Genomic DNA, 22,347 nt, shown 5'->3' on the forward strand with positions numbered 1-22,347 from the left:
CCGCCATGGGATGCGCCTGCCAGAAGGGCCGCCGTGAACAGTTCGAGGTCGTCGCCGACGGAGGCGCCGGCAAGGTCCTGTTCTCCAGCTCCAGCAAGCCGACGGCCGAGACGGTCTCCAGGCGGTACCCCGGAAGCGTCGTCCGGGAGAAGGGCAAGGACGGGTAGACCGGCAAACCGCGCACAGCATGCGGCGCTGCCGACCTGGCTATGCTGGTCGGGAGCGCCGCTGGTGATAGGCCGGGCTACCACTCCACGTACGACCTGGAGACATGGCCCATGGACCCGTTCGAGCTCCCCGAGAACTTCTCCGCGCTGACCGATGACGAGCTCGGCGCGCTCCTGGACAACGCGACCGGCGCCTTCGAAGCCCGTTCCGGTGCCGCGAACATCAGCACCGAGGACCTGGCCGAGATGCGCGCCCTCGCGGCAGGTGTCGCCAGCATCCGTGCCGAGCAGGCCGCCCGCCTGGACGCGGCGCAGCAGGCCGCCGCCGAGATCGACGCGCTCGCCGCGCAGGTGCGGGGCGAGACCCCGGAGGAGCCGGCGGTCGCCGAGCCCGAGGCCGAGGCCGAGCCGGAGATCGGGGCGACCGCCTCCGACGGCCCCGAGCCGGAAGCCACCGCGGCGGCGACCCCGCCGGCTCGGCCCGCGCCTACGCTGAATCTCGGGGCGGTCCGTGCCCGGCAGCGCCGCGTTCTGCCGGAGCCCGAGAAGCCGGCGACCCGCATCACCGCGTCCGTGGACGTCCCCGGCCACAAGCCGGGCTCGGAGATCGACTTCGACGCCCTGACCTCTGGAACGATCGCCCGCGCGAACGCCCTCAAGACGGTCGGCGGTGGCAGCAGCCAGGTGGCGTCGTACGTCCACCCGTTCCCGGAGGAGCTGATCGTCACCGACGCCGGCTCGCTTCCCGAGGGCACCTCCGTGACCCTCGCCGCGTCCGGCCAGCGGCGGCTCCCGCAGGGAGACCTGGTCGCGTCCGGCGGCTGGTGCTCGCCGTCGGAGACGGTGTACGAGATCGCCGACGTCGCCTGCCCCGACATGCTGTGGGACGTGCCGGAGACCCAGCTCGCTCGGGGCGGCCTCAGGTTCTACAAGACGCCGACCCTGGACGTCTCCGCCCTCACCTGGGTGCACACGGAGGCCGACGACATCGCCGGCACCACGAAGCCCTGCTTCAAGGTCCCGTGCCCGCAGCCGGAGGAGGTGCGCTGCGACGCGGTCGGCGTGTGCCTGGAGGCAGGCATTCTGACGCAGCGACACTTTCCGGAGCTGGTCTCCTGGTACTTGAGGAACCAGATGGTGGCCCACGAGATCCGCATCAAGCAGGAGTTGTTCAGCCGGGCGCTCGCGTCCGCCACCGCGGTCACGCTGGCCGCGACGATGGGTACCGTCTCGGCGGTGTACGCCGCCGTTGCGCTCCAGGCCGCCGACATGATCGAGCGGCACAGCCTCTGCGAGTCGACCGCCCTGGAGGTCGTGTTCCCGTGGTGGAGCAGGTCGATGATGCTGGCCGACCTGGCCCGCCGGAACGGCGCTGGGCTCGACGAAGTCAACCTGGCCATGATCCAGGAGACGTACACGCCGCTCGGCGTCCGCGTGCAGTGGGCGCGCGGCCTGGCCCCGGCCGTGCCGACCGACATCGGCGGCGCGACCCCGGCCACCACCTGGCCGGACGAGGTGAGGTTCTTGATGTATCCGGCGGGTAGCCTCCAGCTCGGGCGCGGTGCCGAGATCAACCTGGGCGTCGTGCACGACAGCGCGAAGTTCTCCACCAACGACTACACCGCGACGTTCTCCGAGGAATGCGTGGCGCTCGTCAACCGGTCGGTGGACACCCGCCTCGTCACCGTCCCGGTGTGCGCCGACGGCACCACCGGCGCGCAGAAGGTACTGACCTGCCCCGTCGCCTGACGCCTCCGCACCCCAGCGCGAGCCGGGCCCGCGACACGGGCCCGGCCGCGCACCGCTACCCGCCGACTGGAGGCGCGCGATGCCGCAAGGGCTGCGCAGCTATGTCGAGGCGATCCCGGGCACGCCGCTTCCCCACGGCATCCTCGGCGCCTCCTGCACAACCGTCACGGATGTCTCCGAGGAGCAGATCCACGAGCTGAACGGCGTCGAGTGGATGGCCCTGGGCTGCTGCCCGGTGAAGGTCTGGACCGACCCCTGCGAGGCGGACCCGCCCGGGCCGCCGCCGGACAAGGAGTTCTGCCGCCCGGAGACCGAGCATGCCGCGCCGATCCACATCTACGCCGGCGCCGAGTGCTCGGCCCCCGGCTGGTCGTACGACGAAGCCCGCGCCCACGCCGAAGCCAGCCTGGCCCTGGGGGAGCAGCAGGCCGTCGAAACCGGCTTCTGGCGAACCAAGCTCACCGCCAACGCCGTCGATCTCACTCCCGCCGCCGGGCCGCTGAGCATCGCCCAAGGCGTCGCCGTCCTCGAGGGCTGCCTCGCCGAGTCGTACGGCGGCGTCGGCACCCTGCACGTCCCGGCCGGAGCGGCAGCGATCCTCGGCTGCTGCAACCTCCTGCGCGAAGACCCGGCGAGCGGAGCGCTGCGCACCCTCGCCGGGAACTGCGCGATCATCGGCGCCGGCTACAGCGCGGAGAACACCGGCCCCGGCGGAATCCCCGCAGCCCCGGGCACCGCCTGGCTGTACATCACCGGCCCCCTCGTGATCCGGCGCGGAGCCGCCTCCGTGATCCCGGACCGGCCGGGCCCGTCCGTCAACACCCGCAACAACGACAGGCGCGTCTTCGTCGAGCGCACGTACGTGGTCGCCACGACGTGCACCGTCTGCGCCGTGAACGTGGTGGTCTGCCCGTGAACGACATGATCCGAGTCCGCCCGGCCGCGTCCTGCCTCCGGGCCTTCGCTGCTTGGGCGGTCGCCCAGGACCCGAAGCTGCGGACCGTCAGCGCGGCCGAGTTCGCCGTCCCGGTCGAGCTGTTCCCCGTCGTCCCGGAGGACGTCCTGGCAGGAGCTGTGATCGACGGCTTCCCCTACGAGCCGCCCGGCGAGGCTCCGGTCGAGTCGTCCGCTCCGGAACCCGCGGTCGAGGTGTCCGCAGCAGCGGGCTCGCCCGCGGGTTCCGGAGCGGTGTGCGACGAGTGCGGCCGGGGATTCAGCAGCGCGCGAGGCCTGGACACCCACCGCCGCCAGGCCCACCCGGAGGCGTGACGTGCCCGTCGAACCGCAACCGTGTGACGCCCCAGTCGGCGGCGCACCAACCGCGCTCGCCGTGACGGACACCCCGACGGTCGACCTCACGCTGACCGGCAGCGGCGCGCCCGGCAGCCCGTACACGGTGAGCGCCGACGTGCGGCTGGACCCGGCTCCGCCCGGCGGCGCGAACCTACTGCACCCCGGGCCCGGCGGCGTCTACGCCACCTGTAGCGACTTCCGCGGCTGCCTGTCCGCCGGGAATGGTGCCACCTACGCGCCGACCACCGGGCAGGTCGCTGCCCGCCTCTCAGTCGACGCCGGGAACAAGGTCGTGTTCGGCGCGGACGGCGGCCTCTTCGTGCCGCTACCCGCCCCGCCCACGGTCGGGTGCGGTCTCACCGGCGACGGCTCGGCCGTCGCCCCGCTCACCGTCGCCCCGGCGGCCGGACAGGAAGCGTGGCCGTGGCCGTGCGACGTCGCGGTGGAATCCACGCTCAAGTGCGACCCGAACACCGGCAAGCTCTGGACACCACCCGAGCACTACAGCGCGGCCGATCACATCTACGTCGAGCACTTCCAGGGCGGTTGGGCGACACCGATCACCGCGACCGGAGGATGGGCCGTCGTCTCCCCGGGCGCGAACCAGCGCTTCGACGTCCCGGCGAACTTCCTCGGGAACATGTGCCGGGACTGGTCGTACCACGTCACCACCGCCGGAACCTGGGACATCAGCTACACCGCGGACGCCACCTTCGAGGTCGGGTACGCGCTGAGCGTCAACGGCGGCGGCGCGTCAGCCCGCCCGCTCTGGGGTCACCTCACCGCGATGGGCACGGTCCGCCGGGAACGGGCCAGCGGCACCGTGCAGTTCGCGGTGTTCAACATCCCGGCCAGCAGCGGAGCCTCGATCATCGTCTACCCCGCGGTGTACGTGAGGGCTGGCTCCCTGACCATCACCTCCTGGGTGTCGGACGCGACGATCCACACCACCACCAACACCTCATGACGGAGGCCACCATGAAGACTTACGTCAGCCCGGACGGGCTGACCCTGATGCAATCCGGTGGCCTCCTCCCGCCGCCGGAGGGCTGGACCGAGATCACCGCCGAGGAGTACGAGCAGCGTCGCGTCGAGGCTGCCCAGCTCGCGGAGCAGCGTGCGGCCGAGTGGCTGGCCGAGCAGCAGTCGGCCGCCGCCTGACCCGCGGGCCGCCGGCCCTTCCCGGCGGCCCGCGTCCGCTGCGCCCCGGCCCGCGCGGCACATAGACTCCACGGAGCTGCTGGTTCTGGGCCGGGCGCCGCCTTCACCGAGGAGGAGCCCATGCGTAGGTGCTGCGGCGCCAGCGAGTGCACATGTGCCATCAAGGTCGGATCCGGCCTCACTCTCACCGGCAACGGCTCGGCGAGCACGCCGTACAAGATCGATGCGCCACCGCTTCAGGTCGGGTGCGGCCTCACCGGCACCGGCCAGTCCGGCAGCCCGCTCGCCGCCCGGCCGGCCGGCGGCTCGGCCTCGTGGGCGACGTCCTGGTCCTGCGACGCGGCGGCGAACTCCACGCTCAAGTGCGACCCGAACACCGGCCAGCTGTGGACCCCGCCGGAGCACTCCTCGGCCGCCGCGACCGCGCGTCAGGACCACTGGCCGAACTCCTGGGGCGGCCCGACCATGGGCGTCACCGGCTGGCTGATCGCGGACAGCAACATCTTCAGCGAAGCGGTGTACACCGCGGACTCGCTGACTCGGTGTCGAGGTGTCAGCTTCGCGGTGACGTTCACCGCCCACGTCGACCTCTCGTGGACGGCCGGATCGACGTTCGAGATCGGATACGCGGTGAGCATCGACGGCTCAGGTCCGGCGGTGCGGCGGCTGTCCGGGATGGCCACCCCCAACTCCCCGGCCGGGCGCCTGTTCGCCTCCGTCAGCACCCACCACGCGGCGGTGTACGCCCCGCACGTCGGCGGCAGCGCTCGTGTCTACCCGGCGATCCAGGTCATGACCGGCAACGTCACGATCGTCACCTGGCAGACCGAACTCGTGCTGACCGCCATGACCAGGTAAGGAGAGAAGGATGGCGTACTACGTATCGGGCAACGGCCAGGCCTTGGAGGCCGTCGGCGATGCCTTCCTGGTGCCCGACGGCTTCCGGGAGGTCACCGCCGAGGAGTACCGCGCCGCCCTCGGTGCGGTCGTCCTCGCGCTCCCCGAGGCCGTGGCGCCGCAGAAGCCGGAGGAGATGCCGACGGGCCGGCGGAGTACGAAGCGCCGTCAGTGACGGCAGGTCCAGCCGTCCGGGCGCGGTGGGTGGGACGGCGCCGCGAGTTGGGGCTCGTCGGGGCATTTGTCGGACAGCTCCCGGGACTTGGTCGCGATGACGATGCCGGCCACGACCGCCACCACGGCGAGGACCACGGCCCAGCCGGGAACCCTCGGGCTGCAACAGCCCCGGCGGTCCGCCGGCGTGCTGTTGCGGCACTTCACACATAAGCCGTGGCCGGCCATCTTCTGCCCCTCCCCGCTTCGCCCCGCAGGCGATTACCCCGCCGGAAGCGTAGGGGACGACCCGGAGTAGGAACACCTATGCTGGTGGCTGAGCCGCTGGTTTTGGGCCGGGCCTCCACACATGGAGGTTCTCGGCATGTCCTGCCCGCTCATCGCCAACGCCGACACGATCCGGGTGACCCGGGTCGACGGCTGTGGCCGCCCGACCTGCGGCCCCGAAGGCTCCTTCGTCTTCGACTGCTTCGCCTCCCTCGGGATGAAGGCGAACGTCGACGACGGCACCGACGTCGAGTACAAGGCCGCGAACGGCCGCGTCTGCGGCTTCAAGCGCGGCTGCCCGTCCTTCAAGGGCTACGACGTCGAGCTGTCGTTCTTCTCCGTCAGCCCGGAGTTCATCGAGATCACGACCGGCAACCCGCTTGTTTTCGGTTTCGACGGCAAGCCGATCGGCTACGACGACTGCTCGATCCAGTGCAACTCCGGTTTCGCGATCGAGCTGTGGGCCGAAGTGCTGGGCGCCGACGCCTGCACCAGCGCGACCGCCGGTGACGGCGCCTGGATCTACTTCCTGATGCCGTGGGTGGCCTCCGGGCAACTCGGTGACCTGGAGATCGGATCCGAGAAGGCCGCGCTCACCCTCACCGGTGCGACCCGGTCGGGCGGCGGCTGGGGGACCGGCCCGTACGACGTCATGCCGATCGACGCGGCCGGCGCTGCAGGCAAGATGCTCACCCCGATCGGTTCGGCCTGCCACCGGCGGACCTTCATCACCACGGTGAAGCCGCCGAAGCCCTCCTGCGACTACACCCCGGTCCTCTGCGCGTGACCGCCGCCCCGGCCGCCCGCGAGTTGGGGTGCTCGCGGGCGGCCAGCTCTCCGCCACCCAGGAGGCGCTGATGCCGCTCCAGACCGGGCTGTGCGACCCGTGGCCGGTCGAGCTGTGCTGCAAGCTCCCCGACGACCTGGACCAGGCCGTCATCGACCGCTGGCAGCGCGTGGCCTCACAGACCCTGTGGCGGCTGTCCGGCATGCGCTGGGGACCCTGCCCGGTCACGGTGCGGCCGTGCCGCCGGGCCTGCCTCGACGACGCCCCCGTCTCGTTCCAGGCCGGCGCCGGCACGGGCCCCTGGGTGCCGTACACCGGTGCCGACGGGGCGTGGCGCAACGCCTCCGTGTGCGGCTGCGCTTCCAACTGCTCCTGCGGGGAACTGTGCGAAGTCCGACTGGAGGGCCCGGTGCACGACGTCGTTGCCGTCGCCGTCGACGGCCAGGTCCTCGTGCCGGAGGCGTACCGGGTCGACGCCCCCGGGCTGCTGGTGCGCACCGACGGCGAGTGCTGGCCGACCTGCCAGGACATGGCCGCCCCCGAGGGCGCCCCGGGCACGTTCACCGTCACCTACCGGGTCGGCCTGCCGCTGGACGAGGCCGCGATCGCCGCCGTGTCCGAGCTGACCTGCCAGCTGATCCTGGCGTGCCTGCCGCCCGGCACTCGCGGCTGCGGCGAATGCCGGCTCCCGGGGAACGTCACCCGAGTCGTGCGCCAGGGCGTCGAGCTGGAGATGGCCGACCCGACGATCGTCTTCGCCGAGGGCCGCACCGGCCTGCCGCTCGTCGACCTCTGGCTCAGCACCGTGAACCCGCACCGGCTGGACTCCCCGAGCAGGGTCTACAGCCCCGACTTCCGGCGCCCAAGGGTGACGACATGGCCATGAACCCACTCGGCGCGCACGAGCTCGCGGAGACGCTCCTCGGCTGCGTCTGCGCCGAGCTGGAGGAGACCGCAGCGGCCGTGGACGGTCAGCCCGGCTGTCCGTGCCGGGCGTGCGTCGTCCCCGGCCCACCGGCCTGGGACGGCTGCAACGACCCGTGCAGCAGCGACGCAGCCGGCGGCCAGCTGACCGTTCACGTCGCCCGGCTCCTCGCGACCAGCGCGTTCCCCTCCGAGGACCGGGCGCTGCAAGGCGCCCGGAACTGCGCGCCGCCGACGGTCGCCGTCGAGCTGGTCATCACCCTGCTGCGCTGCGCCCCGGTCATGGACGAGCGCGGCTGCCCGCCCGCCTGCGACGAGCTGTCGGCCGCCGCCCGTACCGTGAACATCGACATAGCGACAATCCACAATGCCGTGCTGTGCTGCCTGCCGACAGCGACCGGCGGTGGACGCCGCGGCCCGCAGTTCTACCTCGGCCCCGGCCGGCTCCTGGAACCCGAAGGCGGGTGCATGGGCGTCGAGCAGCGCGTCACCGTGGCCCTGCCGACCTGCGGATGCCCGACAGAGGAGGGCCCATGAGCGTAGAAGTCCGAATTGACCAAGGCCGCATCGCCCGGCTCCTGCGACTGCGCGGCGGGCTCGCCGAGCGAGGCCTGCGCCGGCGCACCGAGCGGACCGCCGCCATCGCCGAGCGGATGGCCCCCGGCCGGATGGGCGACTTCATCTCGTGGAAGATCACCGAGGGCCCGCGCGGGCTCCAGGGCGTCATCGTCTGCGATCACCCGGCGACCCGGTACGTCATCGAGGGCACCCGCCCGCACATCATCAGGCCCCGCCGTGCGAAGGCGCTGCGGTTCGAGGTCGGTGGCCGGACGGTGTTCGCGAAGGTCGTCCACCACCCCGGCACGAAGCCGAATCCGTTCCTCCAGCGAGCGTTGCGCGAGGGCAGCTGACCACCCTGGCCGTGGCAGTGGGAACTCCTAAGCCAACCCGGACGCTGATCCGCTCGTACCCCAGAGGCTGCCTCGTGTTGAGTCGGCGGAGAGGAGTGACGTAGGTGAGCGCATCGGGCGGCGAGGACGAGGTCCCACCTCCATACCTGTCCACCCTCAAGGACGGGACCTCCTACTTCACGAGGCACCCTGAGCCCGAGAGCTGGTGCTGCCACGGCCACGTCCCGGGTCTGGATCCGGTCACCCACCGGCGGGCGGTGTGTGTTCACGAGGCCGGCCATCTCGTCGTCTCCCTCGATGTCGGGATGCACGTCAAGACCGTCGAAGTCGACAGCTACTCGTGGGTCCCTGCGTGCGGGCCTCGGCTGGATTTCACCGGGGCGGTGACCCACGCGCCCTACGAACTGCGCCACTCGGCCGTGATCATGCAGTTCGCGGCCGGGGAGCGGGCCGAGCAGCGATGGCTCCGGGAACAAGGCCGGTGGACAGAGAAGCGAGGGTGGGCCGCCGAGATGGCTGCCCTGAACGACCGTGGACGGGCCATCGAGAGGCTGATCGCCCTCACTGGCTCGTACGACCTGGAGACTGTGCTCGGCCGGTACGTGTTCCTCGGGGACCAGGTCGAGGGAATCCTCGATCGGCACTGGCCGGCGGTGCTTGCCGTAGCGGAAGCGCTCGACGCCGCAGGCGAGCTGACCGGCGACCAGGCCGCCGAGCTCGCCGGTCTGCCGAACCCGATGCCCGCCTGAGCCGCCCGCCAGTCGGCGGCGAGCAGCCCGGCCCGACCCACGGCTACCCTTCGAGGTACGCCGCTGGTTCTGGGCCGGGCGACCTGCGCGGGAGGAAGGGCTACCCGTGGCCACCAAGAAGTTCGCGCTCAACACAACGCCGCACGTCGCCGAGGTCGGCGCGCACACGTTGCTGTTCCAACCCGAGGCGTTGGGCGACGAGTTCCTGGAGTCCTACAGCCGGCTCCAGGGCACCTACAAGGGCCTGAACCTCGACCTTACGAATCCGGCCCTCGACCTTGGGCAGGTCCGCGATGCGACCGTCGCCCTGCGCCAGTTCCTCGCCAGCCTCATGCTCCCCGAGTCCGCCGAGGAGTTCGCCCGCTGGGACGTCGTCGTGGGCGGGAAGACGGCCAGCTCCCATGGCGACCCGGCGGAGGCCCGGGAGGCCGCCGACGGCCGCAAGGGCGCCCGGGTGGTCGACCGCGGGCTGCGGCTGCCGGACCGGGTGCTCATCGAGCTCATGGAGTGGGTCGTGGAGCTGTACGGAGGCCAGCGCCCTCCTACGTCGTCCAGCGGCTCTGCGACAGCATCGCCGCGGCCTGGGAGTCCTGGGAGGGGCACCTCGCGCTCCAAGGCGTAGACCTTCACAAGTGGCCGCTGCGGGTGATGCTCTCCGCCGCCGAGGCCGCCATCGATGACGCCGCAGCGGACGACACCGAGCGGCAGCGCAACCGCGCACGGCTCTACACGCCGCCGCGCACCGCCGATGGCCGGCGCATGCGCCCGGCGGGCACCCGCCTCGACGCCGCCAGCGCGCAGGCGCTGATGGCGCAGCTGGCCGCCGAGGACGCACAGCTCGCCGGGAGACGGACCAGCTAGTCTGTAGTCGCCGCTGGTTTTGGGCCGGGCAACCACCGCTGAGAAGCAGAGGTTGCCTTGGCCGCCGAGGAGGACTACGGCGCCGGCCGCATCCGCATCGAGCTCGATGATGCGGGCGCGGTTGCTGACGCGCGTACGCTCGGCGAGCGCATCCAGCAGGCGCTCGACCGCAGCACCCGCACCGTCGGCACCACGATCCGGCGGAACATCGAGCGGGGCCTGCGCGCAGGCGGTGCGATCGCGGTCCAGGTCGAGCCGGACATCGCCCGGTTCGGGGCCAGGCTCCGGCGCGAGCTCCGAGGGCTCGACGGGCTCCGCATCCCGATCGACCCGGACGTCCGGCGCTTCGGCCCGCGGCTGGTCGCCGGCCTTCGGGATCTCGACGGGATCAACATCCCGGTCCTGCCGGATCTCCGCCGTTTCAACGCTCGGCTGGTCGCCGGCCTTCGGGACCTGGACGGGATCAACATCCCGGTCCTGCCGGACCTCCGGCGCTTCGACGCGCGGCTGGTCGCGGGTCTGCGGGACCTGGACGGGATCAACATCCCGGTCCTGCCGGACCTCGCGCGTTTCGCCGAGCGCATCCGGGCGGCCCTCGCCCGCGAGGAGTTCAAGGTCCGGGTCGTCCCGGACCTCACCGGCGTCGACGAGCGGATCCGGGCGCACCACGCGCCGCCGGTCCGGGTCGAGACCGACGTCGACCACGACCGGCTGACCCGGTCCCTCTCCGCCCTTGGCGGTGTCGCCGGCCGCGTCGCCGGAACCCTCGGAGGCCTCCTCAAGTTCGGCGCGATCGGCATCGCGGCGGCCAGCGCCGCCCAGTCGGTCGGCGGCCTCCTCGCGGCCCTCGCCCCGGCGGCCGGCATCCTTGCCGCGCTGCCCTCGGCAGCCCTCGGGTTCGCAGCCGCGCTCGGGACGCTCAAGCTCGGGCTGATGGGCGTCGGAGACGCCTTCGGGGCCGCGCTGACCGGCGACGCCAAGGCGTTCGACGAAGCGCTCGATGCGCTCAGCCCGAAGGCCCAGTCGGCCGCCCGGGAAGTCCGGGCGCTGAAGCCGGCCTTCGACGACCTGCGCAGCTCGGTCCAGGACGGGCTGTTCGGGCCGGTCGCGGGACAGATCACCGCCACCGCGCGGGCGCTCCAGGGCCCGCTGAAGGCGGCCTTGACCGGCATCGCCACGGAGTGGGGGCGCGCCGCCTCCGCGGTCCTGAGCTACGTCGCGTCGGGCGATGGGGTCCGCAACGTCCAGGGCATCCTGGCGGGCACCCAAGCGGCCATGGGCGGCGTCGCCCAGTCCGCCGAGGACGTCGTCCAGGGTGTCTTGGAGATCGGCCGCGCCGTCTCCGAGGCGTTCGGCACCCGCCTCGCCGGCGGACTTCAGCGGGCCGCCGCCTCGTTCGGTTCGTTCCTCTTCGAGGCGGGCCAGTCCGGCGATGCCGTCCGCTGGGTCGACGGCGCGCTCACGGTCTTCGCGCAGCTCGGCGGCGTCGTCGCGAACGTCGGGCGCATCATCGGAGGGCTCTTCTCCGCCGCGACGACCTCCGGTGGGGGTTTCCTCGCCAACCTCCGCGAGATCACCGGGGCGTTCGCCGCGTTCGTCGCCTCCGCTCGAGGGCAGCAGGCGATCGGCAACGTCTTCCAGACGGTCAGCCAGATCGCGGCGCAGCTCGGCCCGATCCTGGCCGCGCTGGTCACCCAGGTCGGGGCGATCGCCCCCGCGCTCGCGCCGGTCTTCACCGCGCTCGGCCCGGCGATCGTCGGGCTGATCAACGGCCTGGGCCCGGCGATCGCCGCGATCGCCCCGAGCCTCCAGACCGTCGCGAGCGCCCTCGCGGTCGGGCTGGCCGCGATCGGCCCGAGCCTCGGCCCCGTCGGCACGGCGGTCGCCGCGGTCGCCAGCGCCCTGGCCCCGCTGCTGCCGCTCGTCGGCCAGGTCGTTGCCGCCGTCGCGGGCGCCCTGGCCCCGACGCTCCAGGCGCTGGCGGCGCTCTTCGCGCCGATCATCTCCGCGCTGACCGGAGCCCTGCTGCCGGTCCTGCCGGGGATCGCCGCCGCGTTCGCCCAGCTCGCCGTCGCGCTGACGCCCCTGGCCACCGGGGTCGGGCAGGCGGTCGCCGCCCTGCTCGCAGGCCTCTCACCGCTGCTGGCGGTCCTCGCCGACGTCCTGGTGCGGCTGGTCGCCGCCCTGGCGCCGGTGATCGCGGCCATGGGCGCGGCGTTGCTGCCGGCACTCGGGCCGCTGGCGCAGGCGTTCACCGCGCTGGTCTCGGCGCTGCTGCCGCTGCTGCCGCCCCTGGTAGCGCTCATCGAGGCGTTCGCCCCGCTGCTCACCCTGCTGGTCCAGGTACAGGGCCGGGTCCTGGCGGTCGAAGCGTCGTTCGGCACGTGGGGGGCGATCAATGTCGTCGTCCCGATCATCCAGCGGGTCGTCAGCGGGCTTGCGTCGCTCGTCAACGGCCTGGCGGCGGCCGTCTCGTGGGTCGCGGCGCTGCCCGGCCGGATCGTCGCGGCGTTCTCGTCGGTCGGGCCGTCGCTGACCGGCTACTTCGACCAGGCGACCGCGACCGTCAGCGGGTGGATCGACACGGCCGCCGGCTTCTTCTCTGGGCTGCCGGACCGGATCGTCTCGAAGCTCGCCTCGCTCCGGGACACCCTGAGCGCGTTCTTCACCTCCGCGCTGACCGCAGCCTCGGCGGGGATCTCGGCGGGGATCGACGCGGTCGTCTCCTTCTTCCAGGCGTTGCCAGGCCGCATCGTCGCCGGAATCCAGGCGCTCCCCGGCCTGCTGGTCGACGCCTTCGTCAACGCCGTCGCCGGCGTGGGCATCGCCCTGCTGACGGCCTTCGCCGGACTGATCTACCTGTTCACCGTCCTGCCGGTGCAGATCGCCGATGCGCTGGTCGCGCTGAACTCGGTGATCGGTGACGCGTTCGTCGTTGCGTTCGACTGGGCGAAGGCGCAGGTCGTTTCGTTCTTCACCGGCGTGGTCCAGGACGCGACCGCGCTGCCGGGACAGATCGCGGCCGGGATGTCCTGGCTCGGCTCCGCGATCGGGGGAGTCTTCGCGGGGGCATTCAACTCCGCCTCGGCGACGCTCAGTTCGTGGGCATCGTCGACGGTCGGGTTCTTCCAGGCGCTGCCTGCGCGAGTGGGGTCCGCGATCTCCGGCGTCGCCGGGCAGGTGTCGTCGGCGTTCTCGTCTGCCGGGAACTGGGCGATGAATGCCGCCTCCTCGTTTGGGAACGCGGTCGTCTCCTTCTTCTCTGGGCTCCCCAGCCGTGTCGGCAGCGCCCTGTCCAGCGTGGGGTCCTGGATCAGCGGGGCGTTCTCCAACGCGATCGGCTGGGTCTCGAACGCGGTCAGCTCGCTGCTCAACTCGATCGTCAACCTGTTCTCCTCGCTGCCGGGCCGGATCGTCAGCACCCTGGGGAACATCGGCAACCGGATCGTTGCGAAGATCAAGGACGGGTTGCCGTCGGTCGTGCGTGATCTGCTGCCGTTCGCCGACGGCGGGATCGTGCGGCACCCGGTCGTCGGCCTCGTCGGTGAGGCCGGCCCCGAGGTGATCATCCCGCTCAGCCGCCCTCGCCGCGCCGTTGAACTCGCGGCTCAGTCCGGTCTCCTGGACATCCTCGCGAGCCAGGGCATCGCCGCTGGCGGCGCGCCGAGACCGTCGGGCCGCAGCGGGGGGCGCAGCGCGGCGTCGCAGGTGACGCACAACTGGCACATCAACTCCCAGGTCTCGGACCCGTACGTGCTCTCCCAGCACCTCTACGGCCGGATCGCCGTCGCGACGGGGGTATGACGATGCTCATCGACTACGCGGACCTCGGGTGTGCGGAGGTCGTCAACTCCTCGCGCGCCGCCGCCTACGTGCGGGCCCACTGCCTCCCCGTCGACTGCGAGGACTGCCCGAGCCTGCCGCAGGCCCTCGGGCACGCGCCGTACACCAACCCGAGCGGCGACGACGCCCCGTGGTACGACCCCAACATCCCGGAGTCCGCCGGCTTCCTCGGCGTGATGGGCCTCGACGCGGCCGGTTTCCAGGCCTCGACGGTCAGCCGCTCGCCGGTCCAGCTCGTCGGGGACGGTGCCGCCCTCGGGATCGTCCGCCGCGCACACCGGGAGATCGCGTACACGGTGCTGCTCATCGCCGTCGACGAGTGCGCGCTCTCGTACGGGCTCGCCTGGCTGTCCTCGGCCCTCGACGGTGCCGGCTGCGGCGGGACCTGCACGGGGGAGACCCTGACCACGTTCGCCTGCTGCCCGACCGGAGACGGCTCGGCGCAACGGCGCTACCTGTACGACGTCGCGCTCCTGGAAGGCCCGAAGGTCACCGAAGCCGAGTACCTGGCCGAGGCGATCATCGCGAAGGTGGAGTTCGTGTTGGGCGCGGCGAAGCCGTGGATCTTCCGCGATCCGCTACCCGGCACCACGGTGTGGAGCCAGCTCGCCGCCGGGGCACAGGTGACGCTCGACCCGGATGCCATCTACGGGCTGTGCGTCGAGCCGGGCGACTGCCTGGACGATCCGGCCTGCCCGCCGCCGGCCCTCCCGGTCCGCCCGCCGGTCCCGGTCGACGCCTGCTACCCGAGCGGTTCGGCGACGTTCCGGCGTACGGTCATCTCGATCCCGCCAACGGACATGTACCAGTGGCTGGAGGCCGTGCCCATTCTGGAGTTGGAGACCGGGGCGAGCGACCTTCGCCGCCTGATCGTCCGGCTGCGCCCCAACGTCCTCGGCGACTGCTCGCTGAGCCCGGACCCGTGCGGGATCTGCTCCGACATCCAGATCCCGTACCTGCCAGCCGGGTCGACACTGCGGGTGGACGGCAGGGTGCAGCGGGCCGAGGTGCAGTGCAACGCGGCCGGCACGGCCACGAGCGCGCCCCTCGTGTACGGCCGCCAGGGCCACGCCTTCGAGTGGCCCGTCTTCGACTGCCCGACCGGGCTGTGCATCGAGATCCTGTCCACCGCGGCGACGACCGCTTCGGATGCGCGGGCGCGGGTGCTGCTCACGGCGCGCGCGGATGCGGGGTGACGCGCCGTGCCGGGAGTGCTGGGGTGCGCGCAGGAGTACAGGGCCGTCGTCCACTGGCGGGGCGGCGCCCGGCCGTTCACGACGCCAGGCGTGGACTCGCTGACCCACGTGAAGTGGAACCGGACGATCAACGACGTCTCCGAAGGGCAGGTGACGATCTCCAAGTCCTTGGCGCCGGACTGCTGCGGGCTCCTCGGCGACATCGAGCCCTGGGTGCACGAGCTGACCGTCTACCGGGACAGCGAGCTCGTCTGGCAGGGGCCGGTGACCCGGGTCGTGGAAAGCCGGACGAGCCTGCGGATCGAGGGGCAGGACATGGCCGCCTGGCTCGGCCGCGTGGTGAACACCTACCGGCTGCGGTTCGTGAACGCGACCGGCACAACGCACGCCGGGCCTGTCCAGGAGATCGCCGACACGATCATCCGGCTCAACGTCAGCGACCCGGGGCTGAGCACCCCGCCGGACTGGTGCAGGATGCTGCCGTACATCGTCCGCCAGGACTCGCCGGTGACCACCCGGTTCGAGAAGGACGGCAGCGACGACGCGTCCATTTGGCTCGTCCCCGTGCTGCGGATCCTGCACGACGAGCTGGTGCCGCGCGGACTGCAGTACACCACCGTGGGCCGGGCCCTGGTCCTCGGGCGGCCCCAGACGGCGAGCGACCGGCCGCAGGCCCGCCTCACCCTCGACGACATCGCCGGCGACGCCCAGCTCATCAAAGATGGCCCGTCCGGGGCGGCGATCGTCTGGGCGACCAACCAGACCGGCAACGACATCACGGGCGCGTCCTGGGGCCTGTCCGGCTACACCAACACCGCGTATGGGCGCCTGGACAGCCTCGTCGTCACCCAGGCCGAGAACATGTCCGGCTACGACCTGCTCCAGCTCGCCCAGGCCTCCATGCTCGGCCGCTTCCCGGTGCCGATCTCCCTGAGCATCCCGGCCGGTTCCCGGCTCACCGCGACCGCCCCGGTGACGATCGACCAGCTCGTGGCCGGCGTGCGCCTGGACGTCGAGGCGACCGGCATGTGCAGTGCCGTCACCGTGCCCTACCGCCTGTCCGACGTCGAGGTCGAGTGGAGCGACCAGGGCGGCGAGCAAGTCGGGGTGTCCCTGATCCCGCTCGGCTACGACCCGCCGCCTCCAGGAGGTCCCTGATGCCCGCAGCACCCGGCCAGCGCGCCGCACAGCACCCGCTGAGGGCCGCCACGGCGACGCAGCGGGCCCTCGGTGCCGCCCTCACCCAAGGCGGCAACGAGGCCCTGCCGCCCGTTGGCGTGGCCCTGCTCGACGGCACCTACTACACCGTCGACCTCTCCGGCGACGTGCCCCGGCTGGTGCCCAGCCCACCGCTCCAGGCCATCGAGCCGCACCCCGATCCGCCGCAACCGGTCCCGCAGCGGGACGCCGGGTCGGCGCTCCTTGGGCCGGCCAGGCCGCCGTGTCGGGCGGACCGCGATGAGAACTGACGCGGGCACCGGACGCCGGGTGTCCGGGCGTTGTCCGGACACCCGGATCCGTGACCCTGGCACGGCCCGTGAGCTGGGCGGACACCATCCGGACAGGGCAGGCCGGGCACTGGCCCGCCGGGCATCGAAGACCGACCAGCGGACACCGAGGACACCGTGTCCGGACATGCCCCTTCTGGGCGTCCGGACAGGAGCGACAACGAGGAGGACACCAACGATGAGCGCACCACTGACTGCCGACCAGCTTCTCGCCGCACTGCGCGCCGAGGGCGCGACCGTCGTCGAGACCGGTGGCTGGCGTACCCACAACCGCAACAGCCGCGGCCCCTGGGGTCCGGTCAACGGCGTCATGATCCACCACACCGTGACCCGCGGCACCGACGCGACCGTGCGGATCGTCCACGACGGGTACGAGGGGCTGCCCGGTCCGCTGTGCCACGTCATGATCGCCAAGGACGGCACGATCTTCACGATCGGCTGGGGCCGCACCAACCACGCCGGCCTCGGCGACCCGGGCGTCCTCGCCGCGGTCGTCGCCGAGCGCGCCCTGCCGCCCGACGTCCAGGCCAGCGTCGACGGCAACAGGGCGTTCTACGGCGCCGAGTGTGAGAACTTGGGGACGGGCGACGACCCGTGGCCCGAGCTCCAGTTGCTCGCGATCGAGCAGTTCGCGGCGGCGCTGTGCCGCGCCCACGGCTGGACGGCCGCCTCCGTCATCGGGCACCGCGAGTGGCAGCCCGGGAAGGTCGACCCGCTGGGCTTCCCGATGGATGCGATGCGGGACCGGATCGCGACCCGCCTCGGCCACGGAGCGCCCCGCCAGGTGCCGCCGCCGTCCCGCCCGCAGGTGTCCCTCTCCCAGCTGGTCACTGCGGCCCGGACGAACCCCGGCATGGCGGGCACGCCCGTCACCTACCCGGGGGTCCTTGCCGTCGAGGCCGCCCTGGTCGACGAAGGCCTGCTTGCCAAGCCGTACAGCGATGGGCACTACGGCACCACGACCGTGACGGCGATGTCCGGGTGGCAGGAGCGCTGCGGATACAGCGGCAGGGCCCCGGGCCAGGCCGCCGACGGCATCCCCGGCCGGGCCAGCCTCACCCGACTCGGCGCGAAGCACGGCTTCGACGTCATCGACTGAGAGGAACACGACCATGGCCAAGAACCGCGTGGAGACGAAGGTGACGGCTGCGTCCGCCTTCGCCTACCTCGGCTCGACCGGCCTGCTCGCCACCATCGCGGCGGTGCAGGACAACGCCCGGCTGATCAGCTGGATGCCGGACTCGCTGAGCCCGTTCGTCCTGGCGCTCCTGCCGACCGCCGCCTCCTTCGTGGCGGGCTGGGCCGCGCGCCACACCCCTCGGGAGGAGTGAGTGGTGAGCACCGGTGTCCCGGTGCTGGACGTCGTGCTGCTGTGGGCCGGCGTGGCCACCGTCCTCGGGACGGTCGGCGCCGGCCTGTGGCGGGTCGTCCGTGCCGGGCTGCGCCTGGCCCGCCGGATCGAGGAGCTGGCCGACGACTGGGTCGGCGAGCCGGCCCGCCCGGGTGTCCCGGCCCGGCCGGGGGTCGTTGAGCGCGTGGCGGTCATTGAGGAGCGGGTCAGCGGCATCGAGCACGAGCTGCACCCGAACGCCGGCGGCTCACTGCGGGACGCGGTCGACCTGGCGAACACCAGGCTTGCCCGGCTCTGCGTGCCCGGGCCCGCTGGCGACGACGGCGACCCGCCGCCGGCGGCCCCCTGACGGACCGCCCGCCCCTACGGCTCCAGGGGCGGGCGGTTCACTTCCACGGCTTTCGGCAGGTCACGGGGTGTTGTCCTGTTTCCGGAAACAAGTGGAGAAAAGTGGAAACAGCTACCCTCTGGTGGAGGGGTGTTGCGGAGGGTCATCGTCGTGGGTATGGAACCCATCCGGATTGCCCCCGGCCTGCTGCTCAGTGAGGCCCAGTACGAGACCGCGGCGGCGGCCGTCGCCGCCCATGCGCCCGAGGTCGGCCCGCTGGCGTGGTCGACGTTCACGGACCCGATGCGCTGGTGGCTGGTGCCCGACCTCGATGGCCGGCTGAGCAAGGCGGAGCTGACCTTGCGAGAGGACGCCGAGCGGACCGTCAAGATCAACATCTGGCACTTGCCCGACCTGCGCGGGCCGGACGGTGCGCCTCGCCCGCACAGCCACCCCTGGCGGTTCGAGTCGTTCATCCTCGCCGGCGGGTACGCCGAAGACCGCTATGTCCTCGACGCCGGCCGGGTCGTGGAGGAACTGGGCGTCGAGCACCGCAAGGGCGGCGTCAACGGGGTGCCGCGGGAGTTGTACCACGAGGTGACGCACGTCGAGGCGCCCGGGGAGACGATGACCCTGATGGTCTGCGGGCTCGGCGTCCGCGGTTCGTGGCGCCACCTCGACCCGGCCACGGGCCGGCTCTACCGGCCGGACGCCGACCCGGGCTTCTCGTCCCGGCTCCAGGCCCTCAATCCTCACCGGGCGTGATCCGGCGAGCGCGAGGACTCGGCAGGAGGCGCGGGTGCGGGCCGCGCTGGACCAACATGAGCGAACCGTGCACTCCGATCACGCGTCGGGTGCAGACTCGGGAAGCGCCCGGCCGGACCCCCCTCGGCTGGGCGTGCCTGGCCGGGCTCCCCCCACCGGCCAGCGGTGCCCCGCCGGACCCCCCCTTCGGCGGGGCACCGCTGTGAGCGGGCAGTCAGATCCGCCGCAGGACGTCCTCGCACTGCTGGCACCGACGCGCCCGGAGGTAGACCGGGTACCAAGGTTCGCCTGGGCGGGCCGGCCGGTAGTGCGAGTGCACCATGGCGGCCGTGCTGAGCCCGCAGAGGGTCTGCTCCAGGGGGTCCTCGACCGCCTCCGCGCTGGCCCCGGCGGCGTGCACTCGCAGCACCCCCGAGCTCTCGTCCTCCGGGTCGGGGCTCTGCCCGGGCCCCATCTCGAACAGCACGGTGATCGCCATAGGTCGACCATGGGGCAGAGTTGCGGCGCCCGCACCTCCTGGCGGGCTGGGACTACCGGTATTCCAGCGCCTGGAGCACACGGGCGGGAAGCGCTCGCTACGCGCTGGTCTCCGGCGCCGGAGGGAGGTGCTTGAGCTTGGACCGGGCGTCGCTGCGGTCCTCGGGCGAGAGCGTGGCCCAGAAGTTGTCCGACCACACAGCGTGGCTGGCCTGGCGCTCTTCCTCCTCCAAACGCTTGGACTCCGTGACCTGCTCCTCGCCCAGACCCTGCTTGGCGGCATCTAGGTTGCCTCCCCAGATGGGGAGGCTGGCGAGGAAGGCGTGCCGCCGCGCCTGAACGTCGTTGAGCTTGCGCTGCGCCTTCTGGAGATCATCAGGGAAATCGAACGTCTTTTCTTTCTTGGCCACGCTCGAATCGTACGGCGCCCCCTCCGCTGTGGAGGAGAGCCACCCTGGACGCCTACTCCTGTCGGTGCCGGCCGCGGCCGTGTGCCCGGGGAGGGCGCCGCGCGTTGTTACCCCGGGGTCGGTGGCGGTGGCGCCGAATGCGGTCGGGTCCGCTGGATCAGAGGGTGATCTGTCGGAACATCGACACGTATCGGGGCGATCCGGGGTGCTGCATGATCCCCATCTTCTCGTAGCCCCACCGCTCGTAGAGCGCCCGCACCTTCGGGTGCTCCTCCTCGACCAAGAGGTGCGACCGCTCCTCGGGGCGGTGCGACATCAGCTCCTCGTGGAGGGTGCGGGCGATGCCGGTGCCCCTGACTTCGGGAAGGACCATGATCTCGCAGAAGGCGAACGTGCGGGTGTCCGTCTCCGTCAGGTCGGCGCCGGGCTCCGTCTCGATCAGGCCGCCCCACTGGTAGTCGGCGCGGCGGGCGAACCCGTAGGCGTAGCCAACCGGCCGGCCGTCGACCTCCCCGAGCGCGCAGCCCCAGCGCGGACCGGCGGCCTGACGGTGGAGACGGCCGGTGAACGCCTCCATGGTGAAGAACTCGTCCCCCGCCTTCTCCTCGGCGTAGATCCGGGCGTAGAGGTCGAGCAGCACCGGCTCGATCTCGGGCAGGTGCTCGGTGGTGTAGTAGGTGACGGTCAGGGTCGGTCCGGGGTGGGCGGCCACGTTGCTGCTCCTAATCCCTAGGCGGCGGTGACGGTGTCGTAGCGTTCCACGAAGACGTCGCCTTCGGGAAGATCCATCCCGGCCACCTTGTCCCGGACTGTGCCGAGGTGGACCGCCCAGCGGGGGCAGTTGACGGTCGGGTAGAGGTCCAGCGCCTTGCCGGCCATGCTGATCCCCAGCTCGACCTGGCCGTCTGCCAGGTAGCACTGCGAGAGGTGAACGGACGTAGCGAACTGGTTCCTCCTGAACCCCGAGGGGCGGAGCGCCATCGCCTGTTCTTCCTGCTGCGCCGCCTTGCCGGGCTGACGGAGATTCATGTAGGCCAGCGCCCCGGCCGACAAGACCTCGCCAGCGCCGACGAAGGCGAGCCACGGGGCGACCGGGTCGGGGCCGATGCGGTCGAGGACGGCCTCGGCTCTCGCCAGCGAGTTGCCGGTCTGGGCCTTCTGTCCGGAGGCGGCGTAGCCGAGGGCGAGTCGGCCGTGGAGGAGGGCACTCAGCCGGTGGTCGCGGTTGTTGCGGGTTGCGTCGAGGGCCAGGCGCGCGATGGTGATGGTCTCGGTCGCGCGGCCGAGCGCCCAGGACTGGCGGGCCATGTACGACCAGATGCGGGCCTGGAGTTGCCGGTCGCTGGCGAGGAGGCCTGCGCGGAGGCCGGAGTCGAAGTTCTTGCTTGCGCGTTCCTGGTCGCCGCTGTCGAATGCGAACCATCCGGCTGAGGCGTGCAGTTCGCCGATCACGCGGTAGAGCGCCTTCTCGACGCTGGGCCCGTACAGGCAGCGGGCCATGGCCTTCTCGATCTGTCGGACGAACTCTTCGGCGATGTCGGCCAGTTGGTCACCGCCGTAGAGGTCGTCCACTTCGTGCAGCTTGGTGATGCTCTCGCGGATTCTTTCGACGTCGCTGGCTCCTATCCGCCCGCTGCTCGGTAGCGGAGCGAACGCGAAGGACAGCAAGTTTCCTGCGGCGGCGAGCATGAAGGAGCGTCGGAGCACGTGGTCCTCCTGGTCAGGGGTCTTCACCAGCAGCGTAGAGGCCGGTTGGAACGCGGCAAGCTCAGCCAGTCTCTTACCCGAAAGAGCGAAGCCCAAGGCGTCGCCAGTTAGCCCGAACACGTCCATCATGCTGACCAGGTAGTGCGTTTGGGGCATCGCCGTCTCTCCGGACAGCCACCTGCGGACCTGGCGCCCGCTGGCGTTCCCCGGCTTCTCGAACCGCTTCTCCTCGGCCTCGTTGACCGCCTTCGCCAAGTCCTCGTGGGACAGCTCGGCGGCCTCCATCAGCGCTCTCAGCACGGTGTTCGGGCGGGCGTCTGCCATGGGCACTCCTGAGTCCGGTGAGGCGACCCCCTCGCCTCCCTCGCGCTGTCGGCCCCCCGGAAGTGTCCTAGGGGCGTGAAGACAACGCCCTCAGAATGTCCTATCCCCAGTTGCGTGACTACCAGTTCACTGAATGTCAGCAGCCGGTGGGCAGCACGAGGAACATCGCGCACCGGTCGCCCCGCACCCCCGCAACGGCGCGGTGGTGCGGTCCTGCGCTCCCGGCACGGGTCCTCACGGATTCTGCGGAGACGTATCCACACTGACGCCGCCTCGGCGGCCCCCAGGAGGTACAGACCCATGAGCAACAACAACCACGGCAGCGGGAACAACGACCACCACTCCGGCGACGAGGGCGGCAACAACGACAGCGCCGGCGGTTCCACCGGCGGCGACGAGTAGTCAGGCCCGTACGTAGCAGGGCCCCGGGTGCACCCCTTTGCAGCGCCCGGGGCCCTACCCCTCGCGGAAGAGTCAGCGCCCTCTGACCGCTGCACG

The 22,347-nt window shown here is 71.9% G+C and carries 27 protein-coding genes; 23 read left to right on the forward strand and 4 right to left on the reverse strand.

Going from position 1 to position 22,347, the window contains the following annotated elements:
• The first annotated feature begins 5 nt into the window (after positions 1-5).
• The 23 genes from ACFVU7_RS05140 to ACFVU7_RS05250 all read left to right on the forward strand — a co-directional run bounded on the left by ACFVU7_RS05140 (position 6) and on the right by ACFVU7_RS05250 (position 18,931).
• Complete coding sequence (locus tag ACFVU7_RS05140; RefSeq protein WP_388044399.1) at positions 6-167, forward strand: hypothetical protein; 162 nt, start codon at positions 6-8, stop codon at positions 165-167.
• Between the two features lie 111 nt (positions 168-278).
• Entirely contained in the window at positions 279-1,916 is a 1,638-nt protein-coding gene (locus ACFVU7_RS05145) for a major capsid protein (RefSeq protein ID WP_388044400.1), read from the forward strand.
• 79 nt (positions 1,917-1,995) lie between these two features.
• Positions 1,996-2,832: a cupin gene (locus ACFVU7_RS05150; RefSeq protein ID WP_388044401.1), complete on the forward strand. Its 837-nt coding sequence runs from the start codon at positions 1,996-1,998 to the stop codon at positions 2,830-2,832.
• A 5-nt stretch (positions 2,833-2,837) separates the two neighbouring features.
• Positions 2,838-3,185 (forward strand): hypothetical protein, encoded by a 348-nt coding sequence (locus ACFVU7_RS05155; protein ID WP_388044632.1) that lies wholly within the window; start codon positions 2,838-2,840, stop codon positions 3,183-3,185.
• A gap of 61 nt (positions 3,186-3,246) precedes the next feature.
• Positions 3,247-4,176, forward strand: coding sequence for a hypothetical protein (locus tag ACFVU7_RS05160; protein WP_388044402.1), 930 nt, complete (start codon positions 3,247-3,249; stop codon positions 4,174-4,176).
• A gap of 11 nt (positions 4,177-4,187) precedes the next feature.
• Positions 4,188-4,370 (forward strand): hypothetical protein, encoded by a 183-nt coding sequence (locus ACFVU7_RS05165; protein WP_388044403.1) that lies wholly within the window; start codon positions 4,188-4,190, stop codon positions 4,368-4,370.
• A 120-nt stretch (positions 4,371-4,490) separates the two neighbouring features.
• Complete coding sequence (locus ACFVU7_RS05170; protein ID WP_388044404.1) at positions 4,491-5,228, forward strand: hypothetical protein; 738 nt, start codon at positions 4,491-4,493, stop codon at positions 5,226-5,228.
• Between the two features lie 10 nt (positions 5,229-5,238).
• On the forward strand, positions 5,239-5,442 hold the full coding sequence (locus ACFVU7_RS05175) for a hypothetical protein (protein WP_388044405.1): 204 nt from the start codon (positions 5,239-5,241) through the stop codon (positions 5,440-5,442).
• A 363-nt stretch (positions 5,443-5,805) separates the two neighbouring features.
• Positions 5,806-6,495, forward strand: a complete 690-nt coding sequence (locus ACFVU7_RS05180) for a hypothetical protein (protein ID WP_388044406.1) — start codon at positions 5,806-5,808, stop codon at positions 6,493-6,495.
• A 70-nt stretch (positions 6,496-6,565) separates the two neighbouring features.
• The gene (locus ACFVU7_RS05185) at positions 6,566-7,381 is read left to right on the forward strand and encodes a hypothetical protein (RefSeq protein ID WP_388044407.1); all 816 of its coding nucleotides are present in this window, start codon (positions 6,566-6,568) and stop codon (positions 7,379-7,381) included.
• The gene (locus ACFVU7_RS05190; protein WP_388044408.1) at positions 7,372-7,956 is read left to right on the forward strand and encodes a hypothetical protein; all 585 of its coding nucleotides are present in this window, start codon (positions 7,372-7,374) and stop codon (positions 7,954-7,956) included. Before ACFVU7_RS05185 ends, ACFVU7_RS05190 begins: the two co-directional genes overlap by 10 nt.
• A complete protein-coding gene (locus tag ACFVU7_RS05195; protein ID WP_388044409.1) occupies positions 7,953-8,330 on the forward strand; it encodes a hypothetical protein in 378 nt (125 codons plus the stop codon). Before ACFVU7_RS05190 ends, ACFVU7_RS05195 begins: the two co-directional genes overlap by 4 nt.
• Before the next feature lie 104 nt (positions 8,331-8,434).
• Positions 8,435-9,079, forward strand: coding sequence for a hypothetical protein (locus ACFVU7_RS05200; RefSeq protein WP_388044410.1), 645 nt, complete (start codon positions 8,435-8,437; stop codon positions 9,077-9,079).
• 106 nt (positions 9,080-9,185) lie between these two features.
• Positions 9,186-9,701 (forward strand): hypothetical protein, encoded by a 516-nt coding sequence (locus ACFVU7_RS05205; RefSeq protein ID WP_388044411.1) that lies wholly within the window; start codon positions 9,186-9,188, stop codon positions 9,699-9,701.
• Between the two features lie 26 nt (positions 9,702-9,727).
• The gene (locus ACFVU7_RS05210) at positions 9,728-9,940 is read left to right on the forward strand and encodes a hypothetical protein (protein ID WP_388044413.1); all 213 of its coding nucleotides are present in this window, start codon (positions 9,728-9,730) and stop codon (positions 9,938-9,940) included.
• A gap of 57 nt (positions 9,941-9,997) precedes the next feature.
• Positions 9,998-13,744, forward strand: coding sequence for a hypothetical protein (locus tag ACFVU7_RS05215; protein WP_388044414.1), 3,747 nt, complete (start codon positions 9,998-10,000; stop codon positions 13,742-13,744).
• Positions 13,741-14,979, forward strand: coding sequence for a hypothetical protein (locus ACFVU7_RS05220; protein WP_388044415.1), 1,239 nt, complete (start codon positions 13,741-13,743; stop codon positions 14,977-14,979). The genes ACFVU7_RS05215 and ACFVU7_RS05220 overlap by 4 nt, the downstream gene beginning before the upstream one ends.
• A 90-nt stretch (positions 14,980-15,069) precedes the next feature.
• A complete protein-coding gene (locus ACFVU7_RS05225; protein ID WP_388044416.1) occupies positions 15,070-16,137 on the forward strand; it encodes a hypothetical protein in 1,068 nt (355 codons plus the stop codon).
• On the forward strand, positions 16,137-16,448 hold the full coding sequence (locus ACFVU7_RS05230; RefSeq protein ID WP_388044417.1) for a hypothetical protein: 312 nt from the start codon (positions 16,137-16,139) through the stop codon (positions 16,446-16,448). The genes ACFVU7_RS05225 and ACFVU7_RS05230 overlap by 1 nt, the downstream gene beginning before the upstream one ends.
• 217 nt (positions 16,449-16,665) lie before the next feature.
• Positions 16,666-17,586, forward strand: a complete 921-nt coding sequence (locus ACFVU7_RS05235; protein WP_388044418.1) for an N-acetylmuramoyl-L-alanine amidase — start codon at positions 16,666-16,668, stop codon at positions 17,584-17,586.
• A gap of 13 nt (positions 17,587-17,599) precedes the next feature.
• Complete coding sequence (locus tag ACFVU7_RS05240; RefSeq protein ID WP_388044419.1) at positions 17,600-17,818, forward strand: holin; 219 nt, start codon at positions 17,600-17,602, stop codon at positions 17,816-17,818.
• Positions 17,819-17,821: 3 nt separating this feature from the next.
• Entirely contained in the window at positions 17,822-18,187 is a 366-nt protein-coding gene (locus tag ACFVU7_RS05245) for a hypothetical protein (protein ID WP_388044420.1), read from the forward strand.
• A 156-nt stretch (positions 18,188-18,343) separates the two neighbouring features.
• A complete protein-coding gene (locus ACFVU7_RS05250) occupies positions 18,344-18,931 on the forward strand; it encodes a hypothetical protein (RefSeq protein ID WP_388044421.1) in 588 nt (195 codons plus the stop codon).
• Positions 18,932-19,145: 214 nt separating this feature from the next.
• On the opposite strand, the gene ACFVU7_RS05255 is transcribed toward ACFVU7_RS05250, so the two are convergent.
• From ACFVU7_RS05255 to ACFVU7_RS05270, 4 genes are all read right to left on the reverse strand, one after another.
• A complete protein-coding gene (locus ACFVU7_RS05255) occupies positions 19,146-19,409 on the reverse strand; it encodes a hypothetical protein (protein ID WP_388044422.1) in 264 nt (87 codons plus the stop codon).
• A 97-nt stretch (positions 19,410-19,506) separates the two neighbouring features.
• Positions 19,507-19,818: a hypothetical protein gene (locus ACFVU7_RS05260; RefSeq protein ID WP_388044423.1), complete on the reverse strand. Its 312-nt coding sequence runs from the start codon at positions 19,816-19,818 to the stop codon at positions 19,507-19,509.
• Positions 19,819-19,975: 157 nt separating this feature from the next.
• Positions 19,976-20,530, reverse strand: a complete 555-nt coding sequence (locus ACFVU7_RS05265; RefSeq protein ID WP_388044424.1) for a GNAT family N-acetyltransferase — start codon at positions 20,528-20,530, stop codon at positions 19,976-19,978.
• Between the two features lie 17 nt (positions 20,531-20,547).
• Positions 20,548-21,849: a hypothetical protein gene (locus ACFVU7_RS05270; protein ID WP_388044425.1), complete on the reverse strand. Its 1,302-nt coding sequence runs from the start codon at positions 21,847-21,849 to the stop codon at positions 20,548-20,550.
• Between the last annotated feature and the right edge of the window lie 498 nt (positions 21,850-22,347).

The sequence above is a fragment of the Kitasatospora sp. NPDC058046 genome (assembly GCF_042885595.1).
Lineage (GTDB): Bacteria > Actinomycetota > Actinomycetes > Streptomycetales > Streptomycetaceae > Kitasatospora.

Coding starts and splice junctions, on each gene's coding strand:
- ACFVU7_RS05140 (WP_388044399.1), top strand. CDS start 6: ATGGGATGCGCCTGCCAGAAGGGCCGCCGTGAACAGTTCGAGGTCGTC.
- ACFVU7_RS05145 (WP_388044400.1), top strand. CDS start 279: ATGGACCCGTTCGAGCTCCCCGAGAACTTCTCCGCGCTGACCGATGAC.
- ACFVU7_RS05150 (WP_388044401.1), top strand. CDS start 1,996: ATGCCGCAAGGGCTGCGCAGCTATGTCGAGGCGATCCCGGGCACGCCG.
- ACFVU7_RS05155 (WP_388044632.1), top strand. CDS start 2,838: ATGATCCGAGTCCGCCCGGCCGCGTCCTGCCTCCGGGCCTTCGCTGCT.
- ACFVU7_RS05165 (WP_388044403.1), top strand. CDS start 4,188: ATGAAGACTTACGTCAGCCCGGACGGGCTGACCCTGATGCAATCCGGT.
- ACFVU7_RS05170 (WP_388044404.1), top strand. CDS start 4,491: ATGCGTAGGTGCTGCGGCGCCAGCGAGTGCACATGTGCCATCAAGGTC.
- ACFVU7_RS05175 (WP_388044405.1), top strand. CDS start 5,239: ATGGCGTACTACGTATCGGGCAACGGCCAGGCCTTGGAGGCCGTCGGC.
- ACFVU7_RS05180 (WP_388044406.1), top strand. CDS start 5,806: ATGTCCTGCCCGCTCATCGCCAACGCCGACACGATCCGGGTGACCCGG.
- ACFVU7_RS05185 (WP_388044407.1), top strand. CDS start 6,566: ATGCCGCTCCAGACCGGGCTGTGCGACCCGTGGCCGGTCGAGCTGTGC.
- ACFVU7_RS05190 (WP_388044408.1), top strand. CDS start 7,372: ATGGCCATGAACCCACTCGGCGCGCACGAGCTCGCGGAGACGCTCCTC.
- ACFVU7_RS05195 (WP_388044409.1), top strand. CDS start 7,953: ATGAGCGTAGAAGTCCGAATTGACCAAGGCCGCATCGCCCGGCTCCTG.
- ACFVU7_RS05210 (WP_388044413.1), top strand. CDS start 9,728: ATGCTCTCCGCCGCCGAGGCCGCCATCGATGACGCCGCAGCGGACGAC.
- ACFVU7_RS05220 (WP_388044415.1), top strand. CDS start 13,741: ATGACGATGCTCATCGACTACGCGGACCTCGGGTGTGCGGAGGTCGTC.
- ACFVU7_RS05230 (WP_388044417.1), top strand. CDS start 16,137: ATGCCCGCAGCACCCGGCCAGCGCGCCGCACAGCACCCGCTGAGGGCC.
- ACFVU7_RS05235 (WP_388044418.1), top strand. CDS start 16,666: ATGAGCGCACCACTGACTGCCGACCAGCTTCTCGCCGCACTGCGCGCC.
- ACFVU7_RS05240 (WP_388044419.1), top strand. CDS start 17,600: ATGGCCAAGAACCGCGTGGAGACGAAGGTGACGGCTGCGTCCGCCTTC.
- ACFVU7_RS05250 (WP_388044421.1), top strand. CDS start 18,344: ATGGAACCCATCCGGATTGCCCCCGGCCTGCTGCTCAGTGAGGCCCAG.
- ACFVU7_RS05255 (WP_388044422.1), bottom strand. CDS start 19,409: ATGGCGATCACCGTGCTGTTCGAGATGGGGCCCGGGCAGAGCCCCGAC.
- ACFVU7_RS05270 (WP_388044425.1), bottom strand. CDS start 21,849: ATGGCAGACGCCCGCCCGAACACCGTGCTGAGAGCGCTGATGGAGGCC.